Raw genomic sequence first — 19,494 nt, 5'->3', positions numbered from 1 at the left:
CAGGACCACGCCACGCCGGCGATGCCGGAGCGGATGTGTCGAAGATGCCTTCGTATACGCTTGCTTCGGTGTCCGATGAAGGGGGATACGACACCATGTTCAGCGTCAAGCTGGCCATGGTGTCGAGGTGACGACAAAAAATCTTCACAACCTTCACCCCGGCCAGATCAGGCACCTCCTACTATTGAGCCTGCCTGACCGGTGACCAGGCCTGGCGCCACATTGGTCGCCAAACCTGGTCCCGGCGCCGAGACCAGGAACGTCGTCACGGGGAGTTGCAGCTGATGAACGACGACGCGGACCTGGTGGCCCGTGTTCGGCGTGGTGATCGTCAGGCTTTCAACGATCTCTACAACCGCTACGCCGACGACGTCTTCTCGATGTGCCTGCTGATCCTCGGCGACCCGACGGTCGCCAGGGCGGCGGCCGGAACCGCGTTCGCCCTGGTGGCGCGGACGCGGTTGAATCCCCTCTCCGATCCGACCCGCCTGCGCCCCTGGCTCCTCGAGCTCGCGCGCGGCAGCGCTCTGGCCTGGTCCGGCTCGCCGCAGGCCCGCAGCGTCCCGGTTCCGCACGGCGTCTCGCCGGAGGAACTGCTGGACGGTGCCATCGTGCCGGCGCCGACCAGCCTGCGAACCGGCCTGCAACGCACCTTCGACCGCGCGGCTGTCGCCGCCGCGGCCGCCGCGAACCGGCGGGCCGCGGAGCGCGCTGGTTCCGCTGGTTCCGCCCGAGGCGACGAAGCCACCGTCACCCCGCTCCCCGGCGCGGCCATCCCCGGAAACGCCCCGGCCTTCGGCGGCGCGCCGGCAGGTGCGCCCCCCGACCATCGGGTCGCCTTCACCGCCTCGGGCGGCGGAAACGGCGCCGGCGTGCGCGCCGTCGGGCCCGAGGACGCCGTCACAATCGTCTCCCCCTCCACCGGGCTGCAGGCGGGGCAGCTCGACGAGCAGGTCACGCCGCCAGGCGACCGTCCCGACGACGGGTCGGCGGACGGCCTGCCGCTGCTGGCCCTCGACCGGGCCCTGGCGGGCTCGAACGCCCGCGGCAACGGATTCTCCGACTTCCGGGCTCGGCCGACCATCGCGGTGGCGGCCGCGCTGGCAGTGGCCGTGGCCGGGCTCACCGCCGTCATCTCCTGGCCTACCGGGCGCTCCGAGCTGGTGGCCGACGCGGGCACCGGCATGGTCGCGATCACTCCGACGCTCCCGGCCGGCGCAGGCACACTGCCGACCGCGGCCCAACCGCCGGTCGCGCCAGTGGACGCGCCGCCCTCACCGACGGTGGCAGGCGCCTACACGAGCCGCCCCGCCACCTCACGCCCCACACAGATCGTCCGTGAGGTCGACGCGCCGAAGCCCTACACCCCGCCACCGTCGAGGCCCGCACCGGCGCCCACGCCGCCGGCCACGGTTCAGCCGCCGGCGCCCACCCCGGCGCCGCCCACCAGCCAGCCGACCGCGCCGGCCACCGTGGTGCCGACGACACCGCCGGCGCAGACGCCCACCGGCCCGTCGTCGACCACGCCGTCTGACGGCCACGCGCCGACGCCCACGACGGGGCCACCGACGACGCAGAACACGCCGACGACACCACCGACCTCGGATCCGTCCACGCCGACGACCGGGACGCCGGCACCTTCGACGCCGTCGTCGCCCCCGAGCAGCAATACGAACCCGTTCCCGTTCCCCCTCCCCTGGCAGACCAGTCCGGTCCCCGTCTGACCCATCCGGTCGAGGTCCGGTCCGGTCTCGTCGCGGGCACCGGACCTATGAGCGCTCGTAGCTCGGTTTGGCGAGTCGCAAGAGTGAACAATTTTGGTCGTTCCGACGACCAAAATCCTTCGTTCTTGCGGAGTTCTTGCGGGTCGCCAGACGACCCTGCGACCCTTTTGCCCCTCTTGAGGCGAATTGCCGGTGCCGTGCGGCGGTGCGGGATCCTCGGTGGGTGGCCGTGCGGGTGGAGTTAGCATTCCGTGGGCACGGCTCCGCCAGGCCCACGCTGGTGGCCCGGATCGGCCGCGTCTCAGGATTCTGCTACGGGCTCCTCCGGCGGCCACGATCCTGAGATCCTGCTCGGCAGCAGCGGCAGCCCGAGCCGGAACTCCACCGCTGCCCGCGCCCCGCCTGCCTCAGCGCACCTTGTAGAAGACCGTCGTCACGTACTGGTCGAAATCGTTGACGCGCAGGTAGAGACGCAGCTGCCACTGGCCCGGCAGAGGCACTCCGACCCCTTCGGCGACGGCCTGGCCGTCCGCGACCCTCACCAGTGGGACGTCCAGGGGCCCGACGCCCGCCGCCGGCAGGCTCAGCTCGCCCTTGGCCTCGACCAGCCGCTGCGACCGGCCCTGCGGGTCATAGGTATGGATACGGATGGTTTCCAGGCCGGTTCTGGTGGGCGCGATCTCGACGTCGACGGTCATCGGGCCGGCGATCACCGTCCTGGAGAACGGCGGCGCGTACGACTCCCGACCGGGAATGGTGTTCACGAGGATCGCGGTGACAGTGAGGACGGCGACGCCGACGATCATCTCGAAGAGCACGCCTCGGCGCAGCCCGGCGATGGCAAGCGAGGTGACAGCCTGATTCGATGCCGCCTGATTCGAAGCCGGCTTTTCCGAAGCCGGCTTCGGAGCAGCCGGGAAGTGGCGGTGCACCCAGCGCTGGGCCAGCAGGCCCAAACCCAGCACACCGAGGACGAACCAGAGCTTGTACAGCAGAAGACGCCCGTACGTCGTGCCGAACAGTGCTCCGAAGGCACCGATCTCCCGCAGGGTCTGGAAGATCCCGGTCAGCACGATCACGGCGACCGCGACCATCGCGGTCCTGGACCATCGGGGCAACACCCGGGCCATCTCGTCGGCCCAGCCGGGCTCGACGGGCTCGCCGTCGCCCAGCCCGTCGAGGCCGTAGAGCTTGTTGAGGCCCGGTAGCTCCATGGAACCGGCCGCCGAGACCGCCTCCGCACTCGCACTCGTGCCCGCGACGGCCCCGGTACCCGTACCCGTGCCCGCGACGGCCCCGGTGCCCTGGCCGGACGAGACCGCGGCCGGATCCGCGGGGCTGGCGAACGAGCCGGGAACGCGTGGGGAGCCCTCGGCGCCGCCGGTACCGGTGCCGGTGTGACGCGGTCTGGGCCGGCCGAGCAGGGACAGCCCGAGAACGCACAGGCCGCCGAGCCAGATCGCCATCGCCGCGGTGTGCAGCGTCATCGAGGCGGTCGCCAGCCAGACCAGCCCGCCCGCGCTCGCGTGGCCGATCATCGCCATGGTGGTCACGAGCACCAGCCCCAGCCCGGCAAGCTCGACCAGCCCTCGCCGACTCGGCCCGGTCGGCTGGTGGCCAGCGCTGCCGGCCTCGCTGCCGGCCTCGCTGTCGTCCTCGCCGCCCCCGCCGGCGGGCTGCCGCACCCGGCGCAGCAGCGGGACGGCGAGCAGCAGCGCCAACATGCGGATCGCCAGGAGCTGGCCGTAACGATCCTCCAGGGTCACCGCGATCTGATCGGCGTTCAGGACGGCGGAGATTCCCTCACCCGACGAATAGGGGCCCTGAAGCAGCAGCATGCCGATCGCGCCGAACAGGCTGAGCAGCCAGCCGGCGGCGATCAGCCGGACCGGGCCGCGGCGGCGCGCACCGGCCGGCCAGAGCACCGTCACGAAGAAGGTGGCACCGATCAGCAGGGCCGCGCCGGCGAAGGTCACCAGCCGGGCCGCGCCCAGCGCCACGCCGACCACTCGTGATCCGCCGCCGCCCGAGGGCAGCGCCGCGGCCGCCCCGGCGTCGGGCGGCCCGCCGACACCGAAGGCGAACGCGCCGCCGACCGGATGACTGTCCGCGGAGACCACACGCCAGCTCACAACGTAGGTTCCCGTGCCGAGACCGGAGCGCAGCGCGATCGTCACTTCCGACGCCGAGGAGCCGTTCTTCGCCTCGCCCTCGTCAGCCCGGGCGCCGGTGGCGTCGAGGACGCGAATCGCATCGGACTTGACCGACACGGCCTCGCTGAAGGTCAACGTCACCCTGGCGGGGGCCTGATCGAGGGCCGCGCCGCCGACCGGGTCGCTGCGCTCCAGCACGGCATGGGCCGACGCCGGCAGCGCCGTGCCCAGCAGCGCGACGGCGACGATCCCCACGACCGTGAGCACCCGCCGAAGCCCGCCGAACGACCCGCCCCCGCCCGGGCTGGGGCTACGGCGCGGATGCGTGCGGTGGTTGCTGGCGCGTCGATCGAGTCCGGTCATGAGGTTTCCGTTCTGAGTGATCTCCGGAGCGGGTGCCCCCGGAGCGGGTGCCCCTGGCGCCGGTGGCCGGGGGCACCCCAGGTGATCAGGCCCGGCGACGGGTGCTGATCAGCGCGAACGCGCCCGCGGCCAGACCGAGCACTCCCAGCACGAGGCCGGTGATCCCGAGCGCGCGTGCCGTGCCGTCCGACGCCGACGCCGACGCCGACGCCGATTCGTCGCCCGCCGCCGCGGAGTTCCCGGTGCCGGCATCCGCGTGCTCGTCGGCGGCGCCGTCGTCATGGTCGCTGTCCGAGGCCGCGGCCGTGGTCAGGGTGACGGCCGGTGCCGGGTGGTCCGGCTCGTCCGTGCCAGGCTTGGCCACGTCGATCCAGCGGACGACCTCACCGTCGGAGTAGGTCTGCAACGTCTTGAAGACCACCTGGTCGGCGTCGTCCGGCAGCGGGCCGGCCGAGACGTTGAAGGTGTCGAACTCGCCGGGCTTGATCCCGGCACCGTCCTGAGCCGTCCAGGTGATCTGCGTGACGACCTCGGTGATCTGCGTTCCGTGGGCGGTGAGCGGCTTCGCCGGCGCGTCCTTGGTCACCTTGTAGGTCCAGCCGGGCTTGGGCTGGACCGTCACCGAGGCGATCGGAGCGTCGGCCGGGAACTGCACGTCGAGCGCCGTGGTCGACGCGGTGTCGCTCTCGGTCGGAACCTTGAACGTCAGGGTGGTGTAGGCACCCTTGGCCGCCTCGGCCGGAGCGACGGTGACGTGCGCGGACGCCGGAAGGGCCAGCGCGATGCTGCCCGCCGCGGCGGCGAGCGTGCACAGTGCGCCCCGACGGAGGCGAACTGCGCGGGTGGTGCGAGACATGGGACCTCCTCGAGGACCGGACTGGTCCTCACGGGTGATCGGACTGGTTGACCCGAGCACCAGGGCCGTGGCACGGCGCGACAGGCCGGCCCGTGGGCAGCGCGATCGCGCTGCTGATCACGGACGGACCGCCGCGGCGCCTCCGTCCAGGCGGACGCGCGGAACCCGCTACCGGGCTGTCGCCATCACTGCGGACACACCGGCGCGGGGACACGACCCCGGCCGGCGCGCCGGCGGGCCGCGCCAACCAGCGTCGCTTCCCAGCAGGAGAAGGTGCGCACACCAGCGCGCCCCCGCGCCCCCGCCGCCACCACCGACGCCGTGGCCATCGCCACCACCGCTGCCGCCGACCCGGCCCAGCGCGGCGGCCACGCCGGCAGCGGCGTTGCGCAGCCGGGCCCACGTGCCCGCGCCCGATGCCATCAGCCGTGCCGCGGCCCGCAGGCGAACCAGGACGTCCATGAGCACGAACGCCACAACCGCGACGACCCGTTCGACGGCCACGCGCAGCGCCGCCGTCGCCCACAGCCGCCGCTCGCAGCGGCGCAGTGACACGGCCACGCAGCCGGCCGCGAGGGCATGGGCAGCGATCATGGGCCCGGCCGGGACCAGCTCGGCGAGCAGGTGGGCGCCGGCGCCCGGCCGCGGGCGAGCCGCCCCGGCCGCCTGGTGGTGATGCGCCTGGAGCGCGAACGCCGCGTGCAGGAGCACCTGGGCGGTCACGACGGCCGCCACCAGGGCGGGCAGTGCCCGCTCCCGGTCGGCGAACCCGAAGGCCACCCGGATCAGCAGCGCGGTGGCGACGGCGAGCATCGCGATCGGTGGACGGGGGTCGCCGGCGGCGACGTGCGCCGCGAGCGCGAGGCACGTCGAGGACACGCCGAACACGGCCGCTCGCGCGAGCCTGCCTGTCCCCCGTGCACATGTCATCGGTGCAAGCCTGCCACGTGCGGACGTCGCGGTCCGCAAAGACCACATCACGACATCAGCGGGTGGACGTAGCTGACACCGGCCGCACTCCGGAATCAGGGAAGATTCCTGGCATTACGGACCCCAGGCAGCCACGGAGCGCCGGATCTCCAGCCCGTCGCTCCCGTCCGAGGCGCAGATAGGGTTCGTTCTCGTACCGCCTCGACAACGATCGGGGAGCCGGCGGCGACGAACAGCCGCACCCGGCCGCCGTTGTGTTGGTAACCGAAAGCGAGCGCTGATGGGTACAGCTGCGGGCCTGGGCGCGGGCGGCGAGGCGGGTGACGAGGCGGGCCGCGCCGGGAGCCCGCCCCCGGGGCGGATCGTGCGCATCTACCGATATCCGGTGAAGGGCTTCAGCCCGGAGGAGCTGGCCGAGGTGTCGCTCACCCCCGGCGACGGCGTGCTCGGCGACCGGATGTTCGCGCTGGCCCGCCCGGACACGGAGTTCACCGAGGACGAGCCCGTGTTCCTGCCGAAGACCCGCTTCGTCATGCTGCAGAAGGACGAGGCGATCGCCCGGATCCGCACCTGCTACGACCCCGCGGCCGGAACGCTCACCTTCGGCCTCGGCACCCCCGGCGGGCAGGTCCGCACCGATCTGACCAGCCCGGCCGGGCGCGCCGTGTTCGAGGAGTTCGTCCAGTCGCAGCTCGGTCCGGGCCTCGGGGGTCGACCGCGGCTGGTCGCCGCCCGCCGGCACCACCGCTTCACCGACGCCGGTGGCGCCGGGGAGGCCTTCATGCACGCAGTCTCGGTCATCAATCTGGCGTCGGTGCGCGACCTCGCGGAGCGGATCGGGCAGCCGGTGGACCCGCTGCGCTTCCGCGGCAACATCTACGTGGACGGAATCCGGCCCTGGGCCGAGCTCGACTGGACCGGCCAGGAGTTCTCTCTGGGCGCGGCCCGGGTGCGGGTCCTGGCCCGTACGCCACGCTGTGCGGCGACCACGGTCAATCCGGACACAGGCGACCGTGACATCCGGATACTCAAGGAGCTGTCCAGTCACTACGGGCATATGGACTGCGGGATCTACGTCACCGTCCTGACCGGCGCGACACTGCGGCCCGGCACCTCCCTCACACCGCCGGGCGGATACGAGGAGGCTCTGCCGTGCGAGTCGTGATCGCGGAGGACTCGGTGCTGCTGCGCGAAGGCCTGCGCCGGCTGCTCACCGAAGCGGGCTGCGAGGTGGTGGCGGCGGTGGGCGACGGCCCGGGCCTCGTCGACGCGGTCGCGGCGCACCGGCCCGACGTCTCGGTGGTCGACGTCCGGATGCCGCCGTCGCACCGGGACGAGGGGCTGCGCGCCGCGATCTCCGCCCGGGAGAAGGTCCCCGGCTCCCCTGTTCTCGTCCTGAGCCAGTACGTGGAGAAGCAGTACGCCGGCGAGCTGCTGGCCGACGGCGTGGGGGCGGTCGGCTACCTGCTCAAGGACCGGGTGGCGGACGTCCGCGAGTTCGTCGAGGCGGTGCGGCGGGTGGCCGCCGGCGGGACGGTGATGGATCCCGAGGTGGTGGCCCAGCTGCTGGCGAGCAGCCGCCGCAACGACCCGCTGACCTCGCTCACGCCACGTGAGCGCGAGGTTCTCGGGCTGATGGCCGAGGGGCGTTCGAACACGGCGATCGCGGCGGCCCTCGTGGTCAGCGGCGGAGCGGTGGAGAAGCACATCTCGAACGTGTTCACCAAGCTCGGGCTGGAATCGTCGGGCAACGACCACCGCCGGGTCCTCGCCGTCCTCGCCTATCTGCGACGCTCCTGATCGGCCCCGACGTTTCCAGGTGGCCCGACGTTTTCCGGGTGGCTCGGCGTTTCCAGGTGGCTCGGCGTCGCGCCGCCTGACGGGTCACCACCCCCCGATGTCCGGTGGAGGTCGCCATGGCGCCGCATCCCCTCGACCCGCTTTCGGCCGCCGAGATCAGCCGGGCGTCGGCGTTGCTGCGCGCGGTTGCGCAACCGGGGCCGGAGTTTCGTTTCGTTTCCGTTGAGCTTCAGGAGCCACCAAAAGCGGCGCTGGTGGCCCGCGAGTCCGAGCGCGAGGCCGCCGACGCGCTCGCGCCGCCGGACCGGCAGGCGTTCTGCGTCCTGTACGAGCGCGGAACACGGCGGACGCACGAGGCGGTCGTCTCGCTCACCGCGGGCACGGTGGTCGACCTGCGCGTGGTGCCAGGGGTGCAGCCGTCGATCATGATGGACGAGATTCTGGCCTGCGAGGACGCCGTCCGCGCCGACGGCGCCTGGCAGGCCGCCATGGCCGGGCGCGGGGTCACCGACCTTTCGCTCGCCATGATCGACATCTGGTCCGCCGGGTACACCGGAAGCGACGACGATCCCGCGCGGCGCCGGATCGCCCGCCCACTCACCTTCGTCCGGGCGGCCCCCGGGGAGAACGGTTACGCCCGGCCCGTGGAAGGGCTCACCGTCGTCGTCGACCTCGACGCGATGGCCGTGGTCGAAGTCGTCGATCACGCGGCGGCGAGCGACGGACCGGCAGGCGACGCAACGGCAGGCGACGGAACGGCAGGCGACGGAACGGCAGGCGACGGAATCGTGCCGCTGCCGCCCCGGCCCGGCAACTACATCCCGGGGCTGATGACCGCCGATCCGGACAACGTGCCGGCGTTTGACCGGCTACGTGACGATCTGCGCCCGATCGAGGTCAGCCAGCCGCAGGGAGCGTCCTTCACCGTCGACGGGCATGCCCTGCGCTGGCAGCGCTGGGAGCTCCGGGTCGGCTTCACGCCCCGCGAAGGGCTGGTCCTGCACCAGATCGCCTACGTGGACCGGGGACGGCGCCGGCCCCTCATCCAGCGGGCCTCGGTGTCGGAGATGTTCGTCCCGTACGGGGACCCGGCGCCGACCCACCGAGTGAAAAACGTCTTCGACATGGGCGAGTACGGGGTCGGCCGGCTCGCGAACTCGCTGCGGCTGGGCTGCGACTGCCTCGGCGAGATCACCTACCTGGACGCGGTCGTGAACGACTCCGCGGGTGAGCCGGTGACCATCCCGAACGCGGTGTGCATCCACGAGGAGGACACCGGCATCGCCTGGAAGCACACCGACTTCCGGACAGACCACGTCGAGGTCCGGCGGATGCGCCGGCTGGTGATCTCGATGATCAGTACGGTGGGTAACTACGAGTACGGGTTCTTCTGGTACCTCTACCTGGACGGCTCGCTGGAGTTCGAGGTGAAGCTGACCGGCGTGATCTCCTCCGGCGCAGTCCGGCCGGGAGCGTCGCCGACCCACGGTGTGCTGGTCGCGCCCGGCCTCTACGGACCAAACCACCAGCACTTCTTCAACGTGCGCCTGGACATGGAGCTCGACGGCGGCCCGAACTCCGTCGTCGAGGTCGACTCGGAGCCGGAGCCGCCGGGCCCGGGCAACCCGACCGGCGTCGCCTGGCGCACGAAGGAGACGACGCTGCTCACCGAGAGCGAGGCCCAGCGCGTGGTCGACCCGGCCGCCGCACGCTTCTGGCGGATCACGAATCCCCGCCGGCATGGGCCGCTGGGCCGCCCGGTCGCCTACCGGCTCGTCCCCGGCCACACGGCCCCGCTGCTGGCGCATCCGGCGTCCCACCAGGCGGCCCGGGGCAGGTTCGCCGCACGCAATCTGTGGGTCACCGCCTTCGACGAGAGCGAGCGCTTCGCCGCCGGCGCCTACCCGAACCAGAGCGCGGGCGGTGAGGGGCTCCCGCGGTACGCCGCCGCCGACCGGCCGGTGGCCGACACCGACATCGTCGTCTGGTACAGCTTCGGCGCCCATCACGTCGTCCGTCCGGAGGACTGGCCTGTCATGCCGGTGAGCCGGATCGGCTTCGAGCTACGCCCGGACGGCTTCTTCGACGGCAACCCCGCGCTGGATCTTCCTCCCACCGCACACCACGGAACGGACCACGGAGCGGACCACGGAGCGCGCCGTCCGGCCGCCGGCACCGGGCGATCCCACCTGGGTGGGGGCACCGCCGAGGGGGCATGCGGTTGCTGACGGGCGGGCCCGGCGACACGGGGCCCACGCGACACGCGCGGCCCGGAAGGTCATGTCTTGCCCCAGAACGGGGGTACCTGCCCTAGGCTCCGGAAGATGTGAGCCCTGTTCTCGCCTCGAATCGGGCCGGGAACCTCGTCCGTGCTCTGATCATCATCGCCATCCTGGTCCTGATCATGCGCACGGCGTACCTGCTCTGGGTCTTCCACACGCCGGCCTGGACGTCCCGCCCGCACGACGTCCAGTACTGCGGCGGGTGGTACGAGCGAAGCGAGACCCCTGACCTCACCGGGGCCGAGGCCCGCAAGCGCGCCGGTGGCCGGCTCAAGCAGGTCATGCGGTCACCGGTGCTGCGGCCCATCACGGCCTACCGGCCCGGATCGGCCTGCCCTCGGTACATCTTCGCGAAGGTCGCCTCCGACACGTACGTGCAGTACGAGATCACCGACGACTGACCGGCGCCCGCGCCACCCTGGTGGCAGGTCAGAGCGCCAGGTCAGGTCAACGTGGCAGGTCAGCGGTGGCTGAGCTTGTTCGCGTGCCGGGCGGCGGCGTGCACGTGGACCCGGGCGTGGATGGAGGTCCGCTGCGCCAGGGCGGCACGCACGGCGCGGTGCAGACCGTCCTCCAGATAGAGCGTCCCGTCCCATTCGACGACGTGCGGGAACAGGTCGCCGTAGAAGGTCGAGTCGTCATCCAGCAGGACGTCGAGCGCGAGCACCCGCTTCGTCGTCACGAGCTGGTCGAGCCGCACCTGCCGCGGCGGAATCGCGGCCCAGTCCCGCTGGCCCAGGCCATGGTCGGGATACGGGCGACCGTCACCGACCAACTTGAAGATCACCCGGCACCTCCTTACTCGGGGGCGAGAGACTGCCCGACCACAACAGCCTAGAATCCTCCGCCCGCGCGCCGGATCCCGGTGTCCTTCCAGCCGCGCGTTGCGCAGACCTTGGGAATTCTGGCCGAAGTTGATCTGAGACGCGGACCCGTAACCAGACGAATGACTTGACCAACTCCGCATCTGCCACTTAAGTAAGCCTTACCTGATGCTAGAGGAGGTCCGGTGACGAGTCCCAGCACGGACGTCGACATGCCAGTGCTGGCCGAACAGGCGAGGACGATCCTCGCCGGCGGCCGGCGCGCGCTGCTCACCCTGCCCTGCGCCAACGTGCGCGGCTGGGCCGGACTCATCGACGACGGTGGCGAGCCGCTGCTGATCGTCGGGGCGGACAGCCCTCCGGTCCACTGCGCCGGCGCGGGTCGCCGCGCCCGCGTCGACGTCTGTGGCCACAACGGCGAACGCCTGGTCCTCGCCGGCGTGTTGCGGCTGGCACCGGAGAGCACCGACGATCTCGTCGATCGCCTGGCCGACCTGGGCCGTACCATCTCGGTGACCGCCGGTGACGTCAGTGCCCTCCGGGTCCTGTCCCTTTCAGTGGACGACGTCCTGATCTGTCTGCCGGAACGCGCGGAACGCGCGGATCGCGGGCTCGGTTCGGGTCGGGCGGCCCAGAACACGGCGACGTCACGCTCCAGGCCGGCCGGTCCCGCGGCGGCATCGTCGTCCCGCGGGTCCCGGCTGGGTCGGTCAGGGCGCGGATCACGGCGTGCGAACACCGTTCGGCTGGACGGCCGCTGGTCGGCACTCGGCCCCGCGCGCCGGGTCGATCTCAGCTCGTACGCCCTCACCGAGCCCGACCTGATCGCCGCCTACGCCCCGGATCTGGTCCGGCACCTCAACGATGAGCACGCGGCCCAGGTGCGGCTGCTCGCGGCACACGGTGTCGCGCCCACCGGGGCCCCGCAGGAGGCGACCGGTGCTCCCGTGACGCCACTCGAGGTGATCGGCGCGTCGGTGACCTCGCTGGACCGCCGCGGGCTCGACCTGTGGCGCGTCGACCCCGACGGCGCACGCCAGGTCCGGGTGGCCTTCAGCGCGCCGCTGGACGAGCCGCGTTCGCTCGGCCGCGAGCTGCGCCTGCTGCTCGACGGGACAGCACACGGAGCCGACGAGACGACATGCGGAACCGACTAACGCTGCCGCTGCTGCTCCTGCTCCTGCTGCCTGACAAGATCTGAGGATCGCGGTCGTCACAACGACCAAGATCCTCAGATCTTCGAGCCGCCACTTCGAGCCGCCGCTGCTACCGAGCAAGATCTGAGGATCGCGGTCGTCAGAACAACCAAAATCCTCGTCTATTCGCCATCTCTTCGCCCTTCAAGGAACTACTGAGGCGTTGCACCGGCACCTCCCGGCGCTTGGCCCGAACACGGCCTGCCGGGCCGCGACCCCGCACCGATGACCGAGCGCGACCATGGGAGCAGTTTTGGCCAGCACCGCCAGCGTGATCGACCAGCTGTTCCCGGTCGACGGCACGCCCGAGGGTGGCCCCGCCCACCCGAAGATCACCAGCACCGGCACACCGGATGCGCTTTCGCCGTTCGACTCACGGATCGCCGGCTGGGCACGGGCACTGTCCATACCGGGCCCCAGAGGGGCTGCGCCGGGCTCATAATCATCGGCGGACGCACCTGCCCCTCCCGTCCGGAGGTCCGATGCCGCACCCGCCGTTCCGACGCGCCCGGCCGACCCGGCCGACTCGGCCAGCCCGGCCGACTCGGCCAGCCCAGCCGACCCGGCCAGCCCAGCCGACCCGGCCAGCCCAGCCGGCTCGGAGAACGTCCGTCGTCCTGAGCGGTCTGCTGCTCGCCGGCCTCGCTGTCACGGGCTGCTCGTCCGGCTCCGATTCCGGCTCGGGCACCGGCACCGGCACCGGCACCGAAGGCGACAGGAAGACCACGCCTGCCCAGACCGGGTCGGTGGCCGACGACCGCTCACCGGCGGTGGCCTCCGCTCAGCCCGGCGGGGCACCGGGCAGTCCGGCGGCCGTGCGGACCACGCGCATCAAGGGTGCCGGCGGGAACGTCGATGTCGGATTCGTCGACCTGCGGGTGGACGGCAGGCTCCTACAGCTGGATCTGCTCTTCACCCCCCGCTACGCCGACGATCCCGGCACCGAGATCTCGCTCTACGAGATGGCCGGCCGGCGCGATGCCAGCGTGACCCTGATCGACACCACGAACCTGCTCCGATACACGGTGGTGGAGGATTCCGGCGGAGTGGCCCTGGCCCCGGCCGCAGGCACCACCCGGGCCCACAACAACGAGGCTGTCTCCGGCACGTACACCTTCGCCGCGCCGCCGGCGAGCGTGACAGCTCTGGACGTCTATCTCAACGACCAGCTGATCGTCGATGATGCCCCGATCAGCCGCTGACCGGGGCGCCAGGCGGGCCGTCGGGCCGGCGCTCGCCGTCTGTGCCCTTGCCTGTGTTCTCGTCGGCCCAGGGAGCCCTCGCGCGCTGGGCGCCACGGCCGACCCGTCGGCCGCGGGCCCGACGCGATCCGCGGACGTGCCCGACGAACATCTCACAGCGTCGGTGCGCGGCCTCGACACCGCCGTGTCGGTGCTGCCGATCGATCTGGCCGACGCCGTCAGCCCACTGCACACCGAGGAACGCCGGGATGACCAGGTGGTCGTCACGATCAGCGCGGATGTCCTGTTCGCCTTCGACTCCGCCGACCTGACGGACGTCGCCCGCGCCGAGATCACGAAACTCGCCCCACGGGTCAGGCCCGGCACCGAGACGGTCACCGTGCTGGGTCACACCGACAAGCTCGGCACCCCGGCCTACAACGTGATGCTCTCCCAGCGTCGCGCCGACGCGGTCGCCGGCGTGCTCCGCAGCCTGCTGCCGGCCGGGACGAGGGTCTCGGCGACCGGCCGCGGCGGCGCCGACCCGGTCACTCCGAACAGCCATCCGGACGGATCGGACGACCCCGACGGCCGCGCGCTGAACAGGCGAGTACAGATCAGCTTTCCCGCCAGCTGACCTCGCGCGCCCTTGGCTTTCTCTCCCCGGCTGCCTACCGGCCTGACGTGACCTGGCCGGGGCCAAGCAGGGCCAGGCGTTCCAACCACGGCACTGCGGAACCGCGGAACCGCGGAACCACGACACTGCGGAACCGCGACACTGCGGTTCCGCGGAACCGGACCGGCGGCCTCCCGCCGGTGCCGGTTCTGCTCGCGGGTCAGACCCAGCCCGCGGCATTCGCGCGGGATTCCGGGTGATCCGGCGATCCACGCTGATTTGACATCCGGATCGACAACCGTTTTCATTTTCCCATGCGCCCCGCCCAGCTCCGTGCCGCGGTCGGAAGACGATCGAAACGTCACCCCGCGACCGCCCGGCGGGCGCGCCTCACCGCCTCCGTAGTCGCCACCACACTCACCGCGGGCCTGGCGGCCTGCGGTGGTTCCGGCGCGGGGTCCACCGCGGGCGGGGAGGAGTCGGCTCCACGCGTCGTGGCGACCACGACCTATGCGGCCGATTTCGCGCGGGCCATCGGAGGCGACGGTATCGAGGTCACGCAGATCCTCCGGCCAGGGGTGGACCCGCACGACTACGAGCCCTCCCCAGCCGATCTCGCGGCGATCGCCGACGCGGATCTCCTGATCGAGAACGGGGTGGGGCTGGAGAGCTGGCTGGACGACGCGATCTCGGCGAGCGGTTTCGACGGTACCGAGGTCGTCATGGCCGACGGGGTCACGATCCGCCATCCGGACGACTCCGAAGAGGCTGCCGCCGCGGAGCACGACGAGCATGAAGGCCACGAAGAGGGCGATCCACATATCTGGCACGACCCCCGCAATGTGAAGATCATGGTTGGCAACATCGAGAAGGGCCTCGCCGCCGTTGATCCCGAGAGCTCGGCGGAGTACCAGGCCAATCTCGCGACATACCGCGCCAAGCTCGGCGAGCTGGACAGCGAGACCCAGCGCGAGATCGACAGCATTCCGGTGGCCCACCGCAAGCTCGTGACCAACCACGACTCCTTCGGCTACTACGTGCAGCGGTACGGCCTGGAGTTCGTCGGCTCGATCATTCCCAGCTTCGACACCTCCGCCGAGCTCTCCGGCCGGTCCATCGACGACATCGTCGGGAAGATCCGGGCCTCGGGCGCCGTCGCCGTCTTCTCCGAATCGTCGCTTCCGCCGCGAACCGCGCAGACGATCGGTAGCGAGGCAGGCGTCCGCGTGGTCTCGGGCGAGGACGCGCTGTACGCGGACACCCTCGGGCCGGCCGGTTCCGCCGGCGCCACATATCTGGAAGCTCAGCGCCACAACACCGACACGATCGTCGACGCACTCCGGTGAGCGGCCCGACCAGCGCTCCCGTCGTCGCGGTACCTGAGCAGGCGAGCACGGATGTCCGGCCCTCGGCCGGCGACCAGACGCCCGTCGGCGACCGGACCCCCGTCGGCGACCAGGCTTCCGCCGGCACCGCGCTCGCCTTCGATGACGCGGCGATCGCCTACGGCCGCTCCACGGTGCTCCACAGCGTGCACGGCACCCTGCACCAGGGCCGGACGCTGGCGCTCATCGGGCCCAACGGCGCCGGCAAGTCGACCCTGATCAAGGCCGTGCTCGGGCTGCTCCCCGTGAGCTCCGGATCGATCACCGTGCTGGGCCGGGCGCCGGCGGCGGCGCGTCGCGAGGTCGCCTACGTGCCCCAGGCCGACACCCTCGACCGGGACTTCCCGATCTCGGTCGGCCAGGTCGTCCTGATGGGCCGCTACCGCGGAATCGGTTGGATCCGCCGGCCGAGCCGAGCGGACCGCGCGGCGGCCCAGGCCGCGCTGGAGGCCGTCGGGCTGGCCGACCGAAGCCGGGACCGCTTCGGCCTGCTCTCCGGCGGGCAGCGCCAGCGCGTCCTGCTCGCCCGCGCCATCGCGGCCGAGCCACGCCTGCTGCTGCTCGACGAGCCCTTCAACGGGGTGGACGTCGTCTCCCAGGAGGCCCTGCTCACCGCGCTGGCGACCCTGGCCGGCACCGGCACGGCGACGGTCGTCTCGACCCATGACCTGGCACTCGCCCAGACCGTCAGCGACCAGGTGTGCCTGTTGAACGGCCGCCAGATCGCGTTCGGCCCGGCCACCCGGGCGCTGGCCCCCGACCAGCTGCGCGAGGCCTACGGCGGTGCCGCGCTGGAGATCGGCGGGGCAAGCGTCATCGTGACCCGGACATGATCGGCGTGACCCGGGCATGATCGGCGCCGATCTGTTCATCGCGCCGTTCGAGCTGCCGTTCATGTTCCGCGCGCTGATCGAGATCCTGCTGCTCGGCGCCGTGAGCGCCGGGGTCGGTGTGCTGGTGATGCTGCGGCGGCTGGCCTTCCTCACCGATGTGCTCACCCACGCGGTCTTTCCCGGTGTCGTCGTCGGGTTCATGATCGGCGGCACCTCCGGAATCGTCCCGGGTGCGCTGGTGGTGGCTGCCGTGGTCGCGGCGGGCTTCACCGCACTGGCCTCAACCCGGCGGATCAGCGAGGACGCGGCGATGGCGATGCTGCTCACCGGCTCCTTCGCGGTCGGTGTCGTCCTCGTCTCGCGCCGGGAGTCGTACACCTCGGACCTGACCGGCTTCCTCTTCGGCCGTCTGCTCACCGTCAACACCACGGACATCACCGTCACGGCGGTGACCGCCGCCGTGGCCGCCGCGGTGCTCGCGCTGGCCCGCAAGGAGCTGCTGCTGCGTGCGTTCGACCCCGAGGGCGCGCGCGCGGCGGGCTACCCGGTGTGGCTGCTCGACCTCCTCCTGAACCTCGTGATCGCGCTGGTGGTCGTCGCCGCGGTCCGCGCCGTCGGGACGGTCCTGGTCATCGCGCTGGTGGTGATCCCGGCGGCGGCGGCCCGGCTGGTCACCGGGCGGCTCACCGCCATCCTGGCGATCTCCGTCCTGCTGGGCCCGCTGTGCGGCTGGCTCGGGCTGGTCGCCAGCTACGAGGCCTCGGTGAACCATGACGTGCGGCTCGCGGCGGGCGCGACGGTCGTCCTCGTGCTGGTCGCGGCCTATGCGCTCGCCTTCGCCGGGAGCGCGCTGCGCCAGTTCACGGGACGGGCTCGGTCACAGCCGTCCCAACCGTCCCAGCGATCGCAGTCGCAGCGGTCACAGTCGCCCCCTGATCGGGAGGCCTCGGCGACGTCGACTGTTGCGTCCGGAGGTGCCTGATGACCCTGCTGGAGTCGTTGGGGGATGACTACATCCGACGCGCCCTCGCCGAGGTCGTGATCGTCGGAGTGCTGTGCGGTGCGGTCGGTGTTCATGTCGTGCTGCGCCGGCTCAGCTTCCTGACCATGGCGTTGACCCACGCGACGTTTCCCGGGGTGGTCCTCGCCTCGCTGATCGGGATGAATCTGGTGCTCGGCGCCGGCCTGTTCGGTGTGCTGGTCGTCCTCGCGGTGGTCATGATCGTCGGGGCGGCGGGCGGCTCGGTCGGCACCGGCGCGGCGGCCGGCGGCGGTACCGGCTCCGGGGGCGGCGCGGCGGCCGACCGGGGCGGCTCCGGGGGCGGCCGGGACATCAGCACCGTGACCGGGGTCGTTCTCTCCGCCGGGTTCGCGCTCGGCGTCGCGCTGATGTCGGCCCAGGACGGATCGAACCGCGACCTCAGTGCCTTCCTGGTCGGGTCCGTCCTCACCGTCCAGACCAGCGATCTCGCGGTCAGCGCGGTCACCGCGCTCGGAGTTCTCACCGTGCTGGTGGCGCTGCGCAAGGAACTGGTGCTCGCCGCCTTCGACCCGACCGCGCTGTCCGCCGCCGGCTACCCGCAGCGAACGCTGGGCCTGGTCCTCCTGCTGCTCGTCGAGGCGGCCGTCGTCACCTCACTGCCCGCGGTCGGCACGATCATGGCGGTGGCGCTGATCGTCGGGCCGGCGTCCACAGCCCGCCTGTGGTGCTCGTCCACCTCGACGATGACGGCCGTCTCGATCGCGGTGGCCATCTTCTGCGGTGTGACCGGCCTCGCCGTCAGCGAGCAGTGGGACGTCGCCGCCGGAGGCGCCATCGTCCTGACCGTCGTGGCGGTGCTGGTCGCCTCCATCCCGCTGAGCGCCGCCCTGACCGGACGCGGCGGACACACCGCCCGAAGTGGTCGCCGCGGCCACCCGCGGGAGGTGAACGAGCTCGCCCGGAAGGTAGCCGTCTGAAAATCCTTCGACAGGGCATCTACGCTGGTCGCTATGGAGTTCGCCCAGTCCGACAAGCTCGCTGACGTCTGCTATGACGTCCGAGGCCCCGTCCTCGAAGAAGCGATCCGGCTGGAGGCCGCAGGCCAGCGCATCCTGAAGCTGAACATCGGCAACCCCGGTCCGTTCGGCTTTTCCGCGCCGCCTTCGGTGCTCGCCGCGGTCGCCGAAAACCTGGCAGCCGCACAGGGCTACAGCGACTCGAAGGGCCTTCTCCCCGCACGCGAGGCCGTGGTCCGGTACTCGGTTGGAAAGGGCCTGACCGGCATCGGGCCCGACGACGTCTACCTCGGCAACGGCGTGTCCGAGCTGATCATGATGTCGCTGCAGGCGCTGTTGAACGACGGCGACGAGGTGCTCCTGCCGGCGCCCGACTACCCGCTGTGGACGGCGGTGGTCTGCCTCTCCGGTGGGCGCGCGGTCCACTACCGCTGCGACGAGTCCGCCGGCTGGAACCCGGACATCGACGATCTCACCAGCAAGATCACATCTCGCACCCGCGCCATCGTGATCATCAACCCGAACAACCCCACGGGTGCGGTGTACGACCGCCACGTGCTCGAGGAGATCATCGAGGTCGCCCGCCGGCACAACCTGATGCTGTTCGCCGACGAGATCTACGACCGCATCCTCTACGACGATGCCGAGCACCACTCGCTCGCCGCGCTCGCCCCGGACCTGTTCTGCGTGACCTTCAACGGCCTGTCCAAGTCCTACCGGCTGGCGGGCTTCCGCTCCGGGTGGATGGTGCTCTCCGGGCCCCGCGAGCACGCCACCAGCTACATCGAGGGCCTGAACATCCTGGCGAACATGCGCCTGTGCGCGAACGTTCCCGGCCAGTTCGCACTGCAGGCCGCACTCGCAGAGGGCGGCGGCGCCGGCGATCTCGTGCTGCCGGGCGGCCGGCTGCACGAACAACGCGACACGGTCGTGAAGCTGCTGAACGACATTCCGGGCGTTTCCTGCGTTCCGCCGCGCGGAGCGCTCTACGCCTTCCCCCGGCTCGACCCGCAGATGTACCCGATCCGGGATGACGAGCGCTTCGTCCTGGATCTGTTGCGCACCGAGCGGATCCTGCTGGTGCAGGGCACCGGCTTCAACTGGCCGGATCCAGATCATGTACGGATCGTGACGCTGCCCTGCGTTGACGACCTGACCGACGCCATCGGTCGGATCGAGCGATTCCTGGGCGCCTACGCTCGCACCTGAGCACCTCGAGCCGACCCGGGTTGGACGGGGCTGGACCAGGCTGGACCAGCCCGGGTCGGGCTGGCGAGGCGGCGGCAGATCGCGGCGGTGTCCACAAGGGACCACGCCCTGTGGATAGAACCTGTGGACAACCGGTGGAACAGA

Annotated in this window: 18 protein-coding genes; 14 read left to right on the top strand and 4 right to left on the bottom strand. The window is 71.7% G+C overall.

Translation table 11 applies throughout. The features are described 5' to 3' along the window. Positions 1-284: 284 nt before the first annotated feature. A complete protein-coding gene (locus tag FREUN1FDRAFT_RS45215) occupies positions 285-1,724 on the top strand; it encodes an RNA polymerase sigma factor (RefSeq protein WP_006541854.1) in 1,440 nt (479 codons plus the stop codon). Positions 1,725-2,131: 407 nt separating this feature from the next. Here the strand turns inward: FREUN1FDRAFT_RS45215 and FREUN1FDRAFT_RS19445 are convergent, their stop codons facing one another. The 3 genes from FREUN1FDRAFT_RS19445 to FREUN1FDRAFT_RS19435 all read right to left on the bottom strand — a co-directional run bounded on the left by FREUN1FDRAFT_RS19445 (position 2,132) and on the right by FREUN1FDRAFT_RS19435 (position 5,975). Beyond that, entirely contained in the window at positions 2,132-4,240 is a 2,109-nt protein-coding gene (locus FREUN1FDRAFT_RS19445) for a copper resistance protein CopC (RefSeq protein WP_006541853.1), read from the bottom strand. An 85-nt stretch (positions 4,241-4,325) separates the two neighbouring features. After that, the gene (locus FREUN1FDRAFT_RS19440; protein ID WP_006541852.1) at positions 4,326-5,096 is read right to left on the bottom strand and encodes a YcnI family protein; all 771 of its coding nucleotides are present in this window, start codon (positions 5,094-5,096) and stop codon (positions 4,326-4,328) included. 168 nt (positions 5,097-5,264) lie between these two features. Continuing rightward, a complete protein-coding gene (locus tag FREUN1FDRAFT_RS19435; protein ID WP_232295287.1) occupies positions 5,265-5,975 on the bottom strand; it encodes a hypothetical protein in 711 nt (236 codons plus the stop codon). Positions 5,976-6,306: 331 nt separating this feature from the next. Here FREUN1FDRAFT_RS19435 and FREUN1FDRAFT_RS19430 point away from each other — a divergent pair, with 331 nt between their 5' ends. The 4 genes from FREUN1FDRAFT_RS19430 (at position 6,307) to FREUN1FDRAFT_RS19415 (ending at position 10,509) form a co-directional block, all read left to right on the top strand. Continuing rightward, positions 6,307-7,191 (top strand): MOSC domain-containing protein, encoded by an 885-nt coding sequence (locus FREUN1FDRAFT_RS19430; protein ID WP_006541850.1) that lies wholly within the window; start codon positions 6,307-6,309, stop codon positions 7,189-7,191. After that, complete coding sequence (locus FREUN1FDRAFT_RS19425; RefSeq protein WP_006541849.1) at positions 7,179-7,826, top strand: response regulator transcription factor; 648 nt, start codon at positions 7,179-7,181, stop codon at positions 7,824-7,826. The genes FREUN1FDRAFT_RS19430 and FREUN1FDRAFT_RS19425 overlap by 13 nt, the downstream gene beginning before the upstream one ends. A gap of 116 nt (positions 7,827-7,942) precedes the next feature. Then, on the top strand, positions 7,943-10,054 hold the full coding sequence (locus tag FREUN1FDRAFT_RS19420; protein WP_006541848.1) for a primary-amine oxidase: 2,112 nt from the start codon (positions 7,943-7,945) through the stop codon (positions 10,052-10,054). Positions 10,055-10,152: 98 nt separating this feature from the next. Next, the gene (locus FREUN1FDRAFT_RS19415) at positions 10,153-10,509 is read left to right on the top strand and encodes a hypothetical protein (RefSeq protein WP_006541847.1); all 357 of its coding nucleotides are present in this window, start codon (positions 10,153-10,155) and stop codon (positions 10,507-10,509) included. Between the two features lie 59 nt (positions 10,510-10,568). On the opposite strand, the gene FREUN1FDRAFT_RS19410 is transcribed toward FREUN1FDRAFT_RS19415, so the two are convergent. Continuing rightward, a complete protein-coding gene (locus tag FREUN1FDRAFT_RS19410) occupies positions 10,569-10,895 on the bottom strand; it encodes a type II toxin-antitoxin system VapB family antitoxin (RefSeq protein WP_006541846.1) in 327 nt (108 codons plus the stop codon). Positions 10,896-11,117: 222 nt separating this feature from the next. Here FREUN1FDRAFT_RS19410 and FREUN1FDRAFT_RS19405 point away from each other — a divergent pair, with 222 nt between their 5' ends. The 9 genes from FREUN1FDRAFT_RS19405 to FREUN1FDRAFT_RS19365 all read left to right on the top strand — a co-directional run bounded on the left by FREUN1FDRAFT_RS19405 (position 11,118) and on the right by FREUN1FDRAFT_RS19365 (position 19,350). After that, positions 11,118-12,089, top strand: coding sequence for a DUF2470 domain-containing protein (locus FREUN1FDRAFT_RS19405; RefSeq protein WP_006541845.1), 972 nt, complete (start codon positions 11,118-11,120; stop codon positions 12,087-12,089). A 280-nt stretch (positions 12,090-12,369) separates the two neighbouring features. Further along, positions 12,370-12,570: a hypothetical protein gene (locus FREUN1FDRAFT_RS19400; protein WP_006541844.1), complete on the top strand. Its 201-nt coding sequence runs from the start codon at positions 12,370-12,372 to the stop codon at positions 12,568-12,570. A gap of 40 nt (positions 12,571-12,610) precedes the next feature. Continuing rightward, positions 12,611-13,330, top strand: coding sequence for a hypothetical protein (locus FREUN1FDRAFT_RS19395; RefSeq protein WP_006541843.1), 720 nt, complete (start codon positions 12,611-12,613; stop codon positions 13,328-13,330). Then, positions 13,308-13,946, top strand: coding sequence for an OmpA family protein (locus tag FREUN1FDRAFT_RS19390; RefSeq protein WP_006541842.1), 639 nt, complete (start codon positions 13,308-13,310; stop codon positions 13,944-13,946). Before FREUN1FDRAFT_RS19395 ends, FREUN1FDRAFT_RS19390 begins: the two co-directional genes overlap by 23 nt. A 293-nt stretch (positions 13,947-14,239) precedes the next feature. Continuing rightward, positions 14,240-15,271 (top strand): metal ABC transporter substrate-binding protein, encoded by a 1,032-nt coding sequence (locus FREUN1FDRAFT_RS19385; RefSeq protein WP_006541841.1) that lies wholly within the window; start codon positions 14,240-14,242, stop codon positions 15,269-15,271. Then, positions 15,268-16,143: a metal ABC transporter ATP-binding protein gene (locus FREUN1FDRAFT_RS19380; RefSeq protein ID WP_006541840.1), complete on the top strand. Its 876-nt coding sequence runs from the start codon at positions 15,268-15,270 to the stop codon at positions 16,141-16,143. The genes FREUN1FDRAFT_RS19385 and FREUN1FDRAFT_RS19380 overlap by 4 nt, the downstream gene beginning before the upstream one ends. Positions 16,144-16,159: 16 nt before the next feature. Continuing rightward, positions 16,160-17,125 carry a metal ABC transporter permease gene (locus FREUN1FDRAFT_RS19375; RefSeq protein WP_006541839.1) on the top strand — a complete coding sequence of 322 codons (966 nt, stop codon included), beginning with the start codon at positions 16,160-16,162 and terminating at the stop codon, positions 17,123-17,125. Then, entirely contained in the window at positions 17,125-18,102 is a 978-nt protein-coding gene (locus FREUN1FDRAFT_RS19370; protein ID WP_006541838.1) for a metal ABC transporter permease, read from the top strand. Before FREUN1FDRAFT_RS19375 ends, FREUN1FDRAFT_RS19370 begins: the two co-directional genes overlap by 1 nt. 33 nt (positions 18,103-18,135) lie before the next feature. Then, complete coding sequence (locus tag FREUN1FDRAFT_RS19365; RefSeq protein ID WP_006541837.1) at positions 18,136-19,350, top strand: pyridoxal phosphate-dependent aminotransferase; 1,215 nt, start codon at positions 18,136-18,138, stop codon at positions 19,348-19,350. Positions 19,351-19,494 lie beyond the last annotated feature (144 nt).

This window comes from Parafrankia sp. EUN1f (assembly GCF_000177675.1).
GTDB lineage: Bacteria > Actinomycetota > Actinomycetes > Frankiales > Frankiaceae > Parafrankia.
This window is presented reverse-complemented; position numbering and strand designations above follow the sequence as displayed.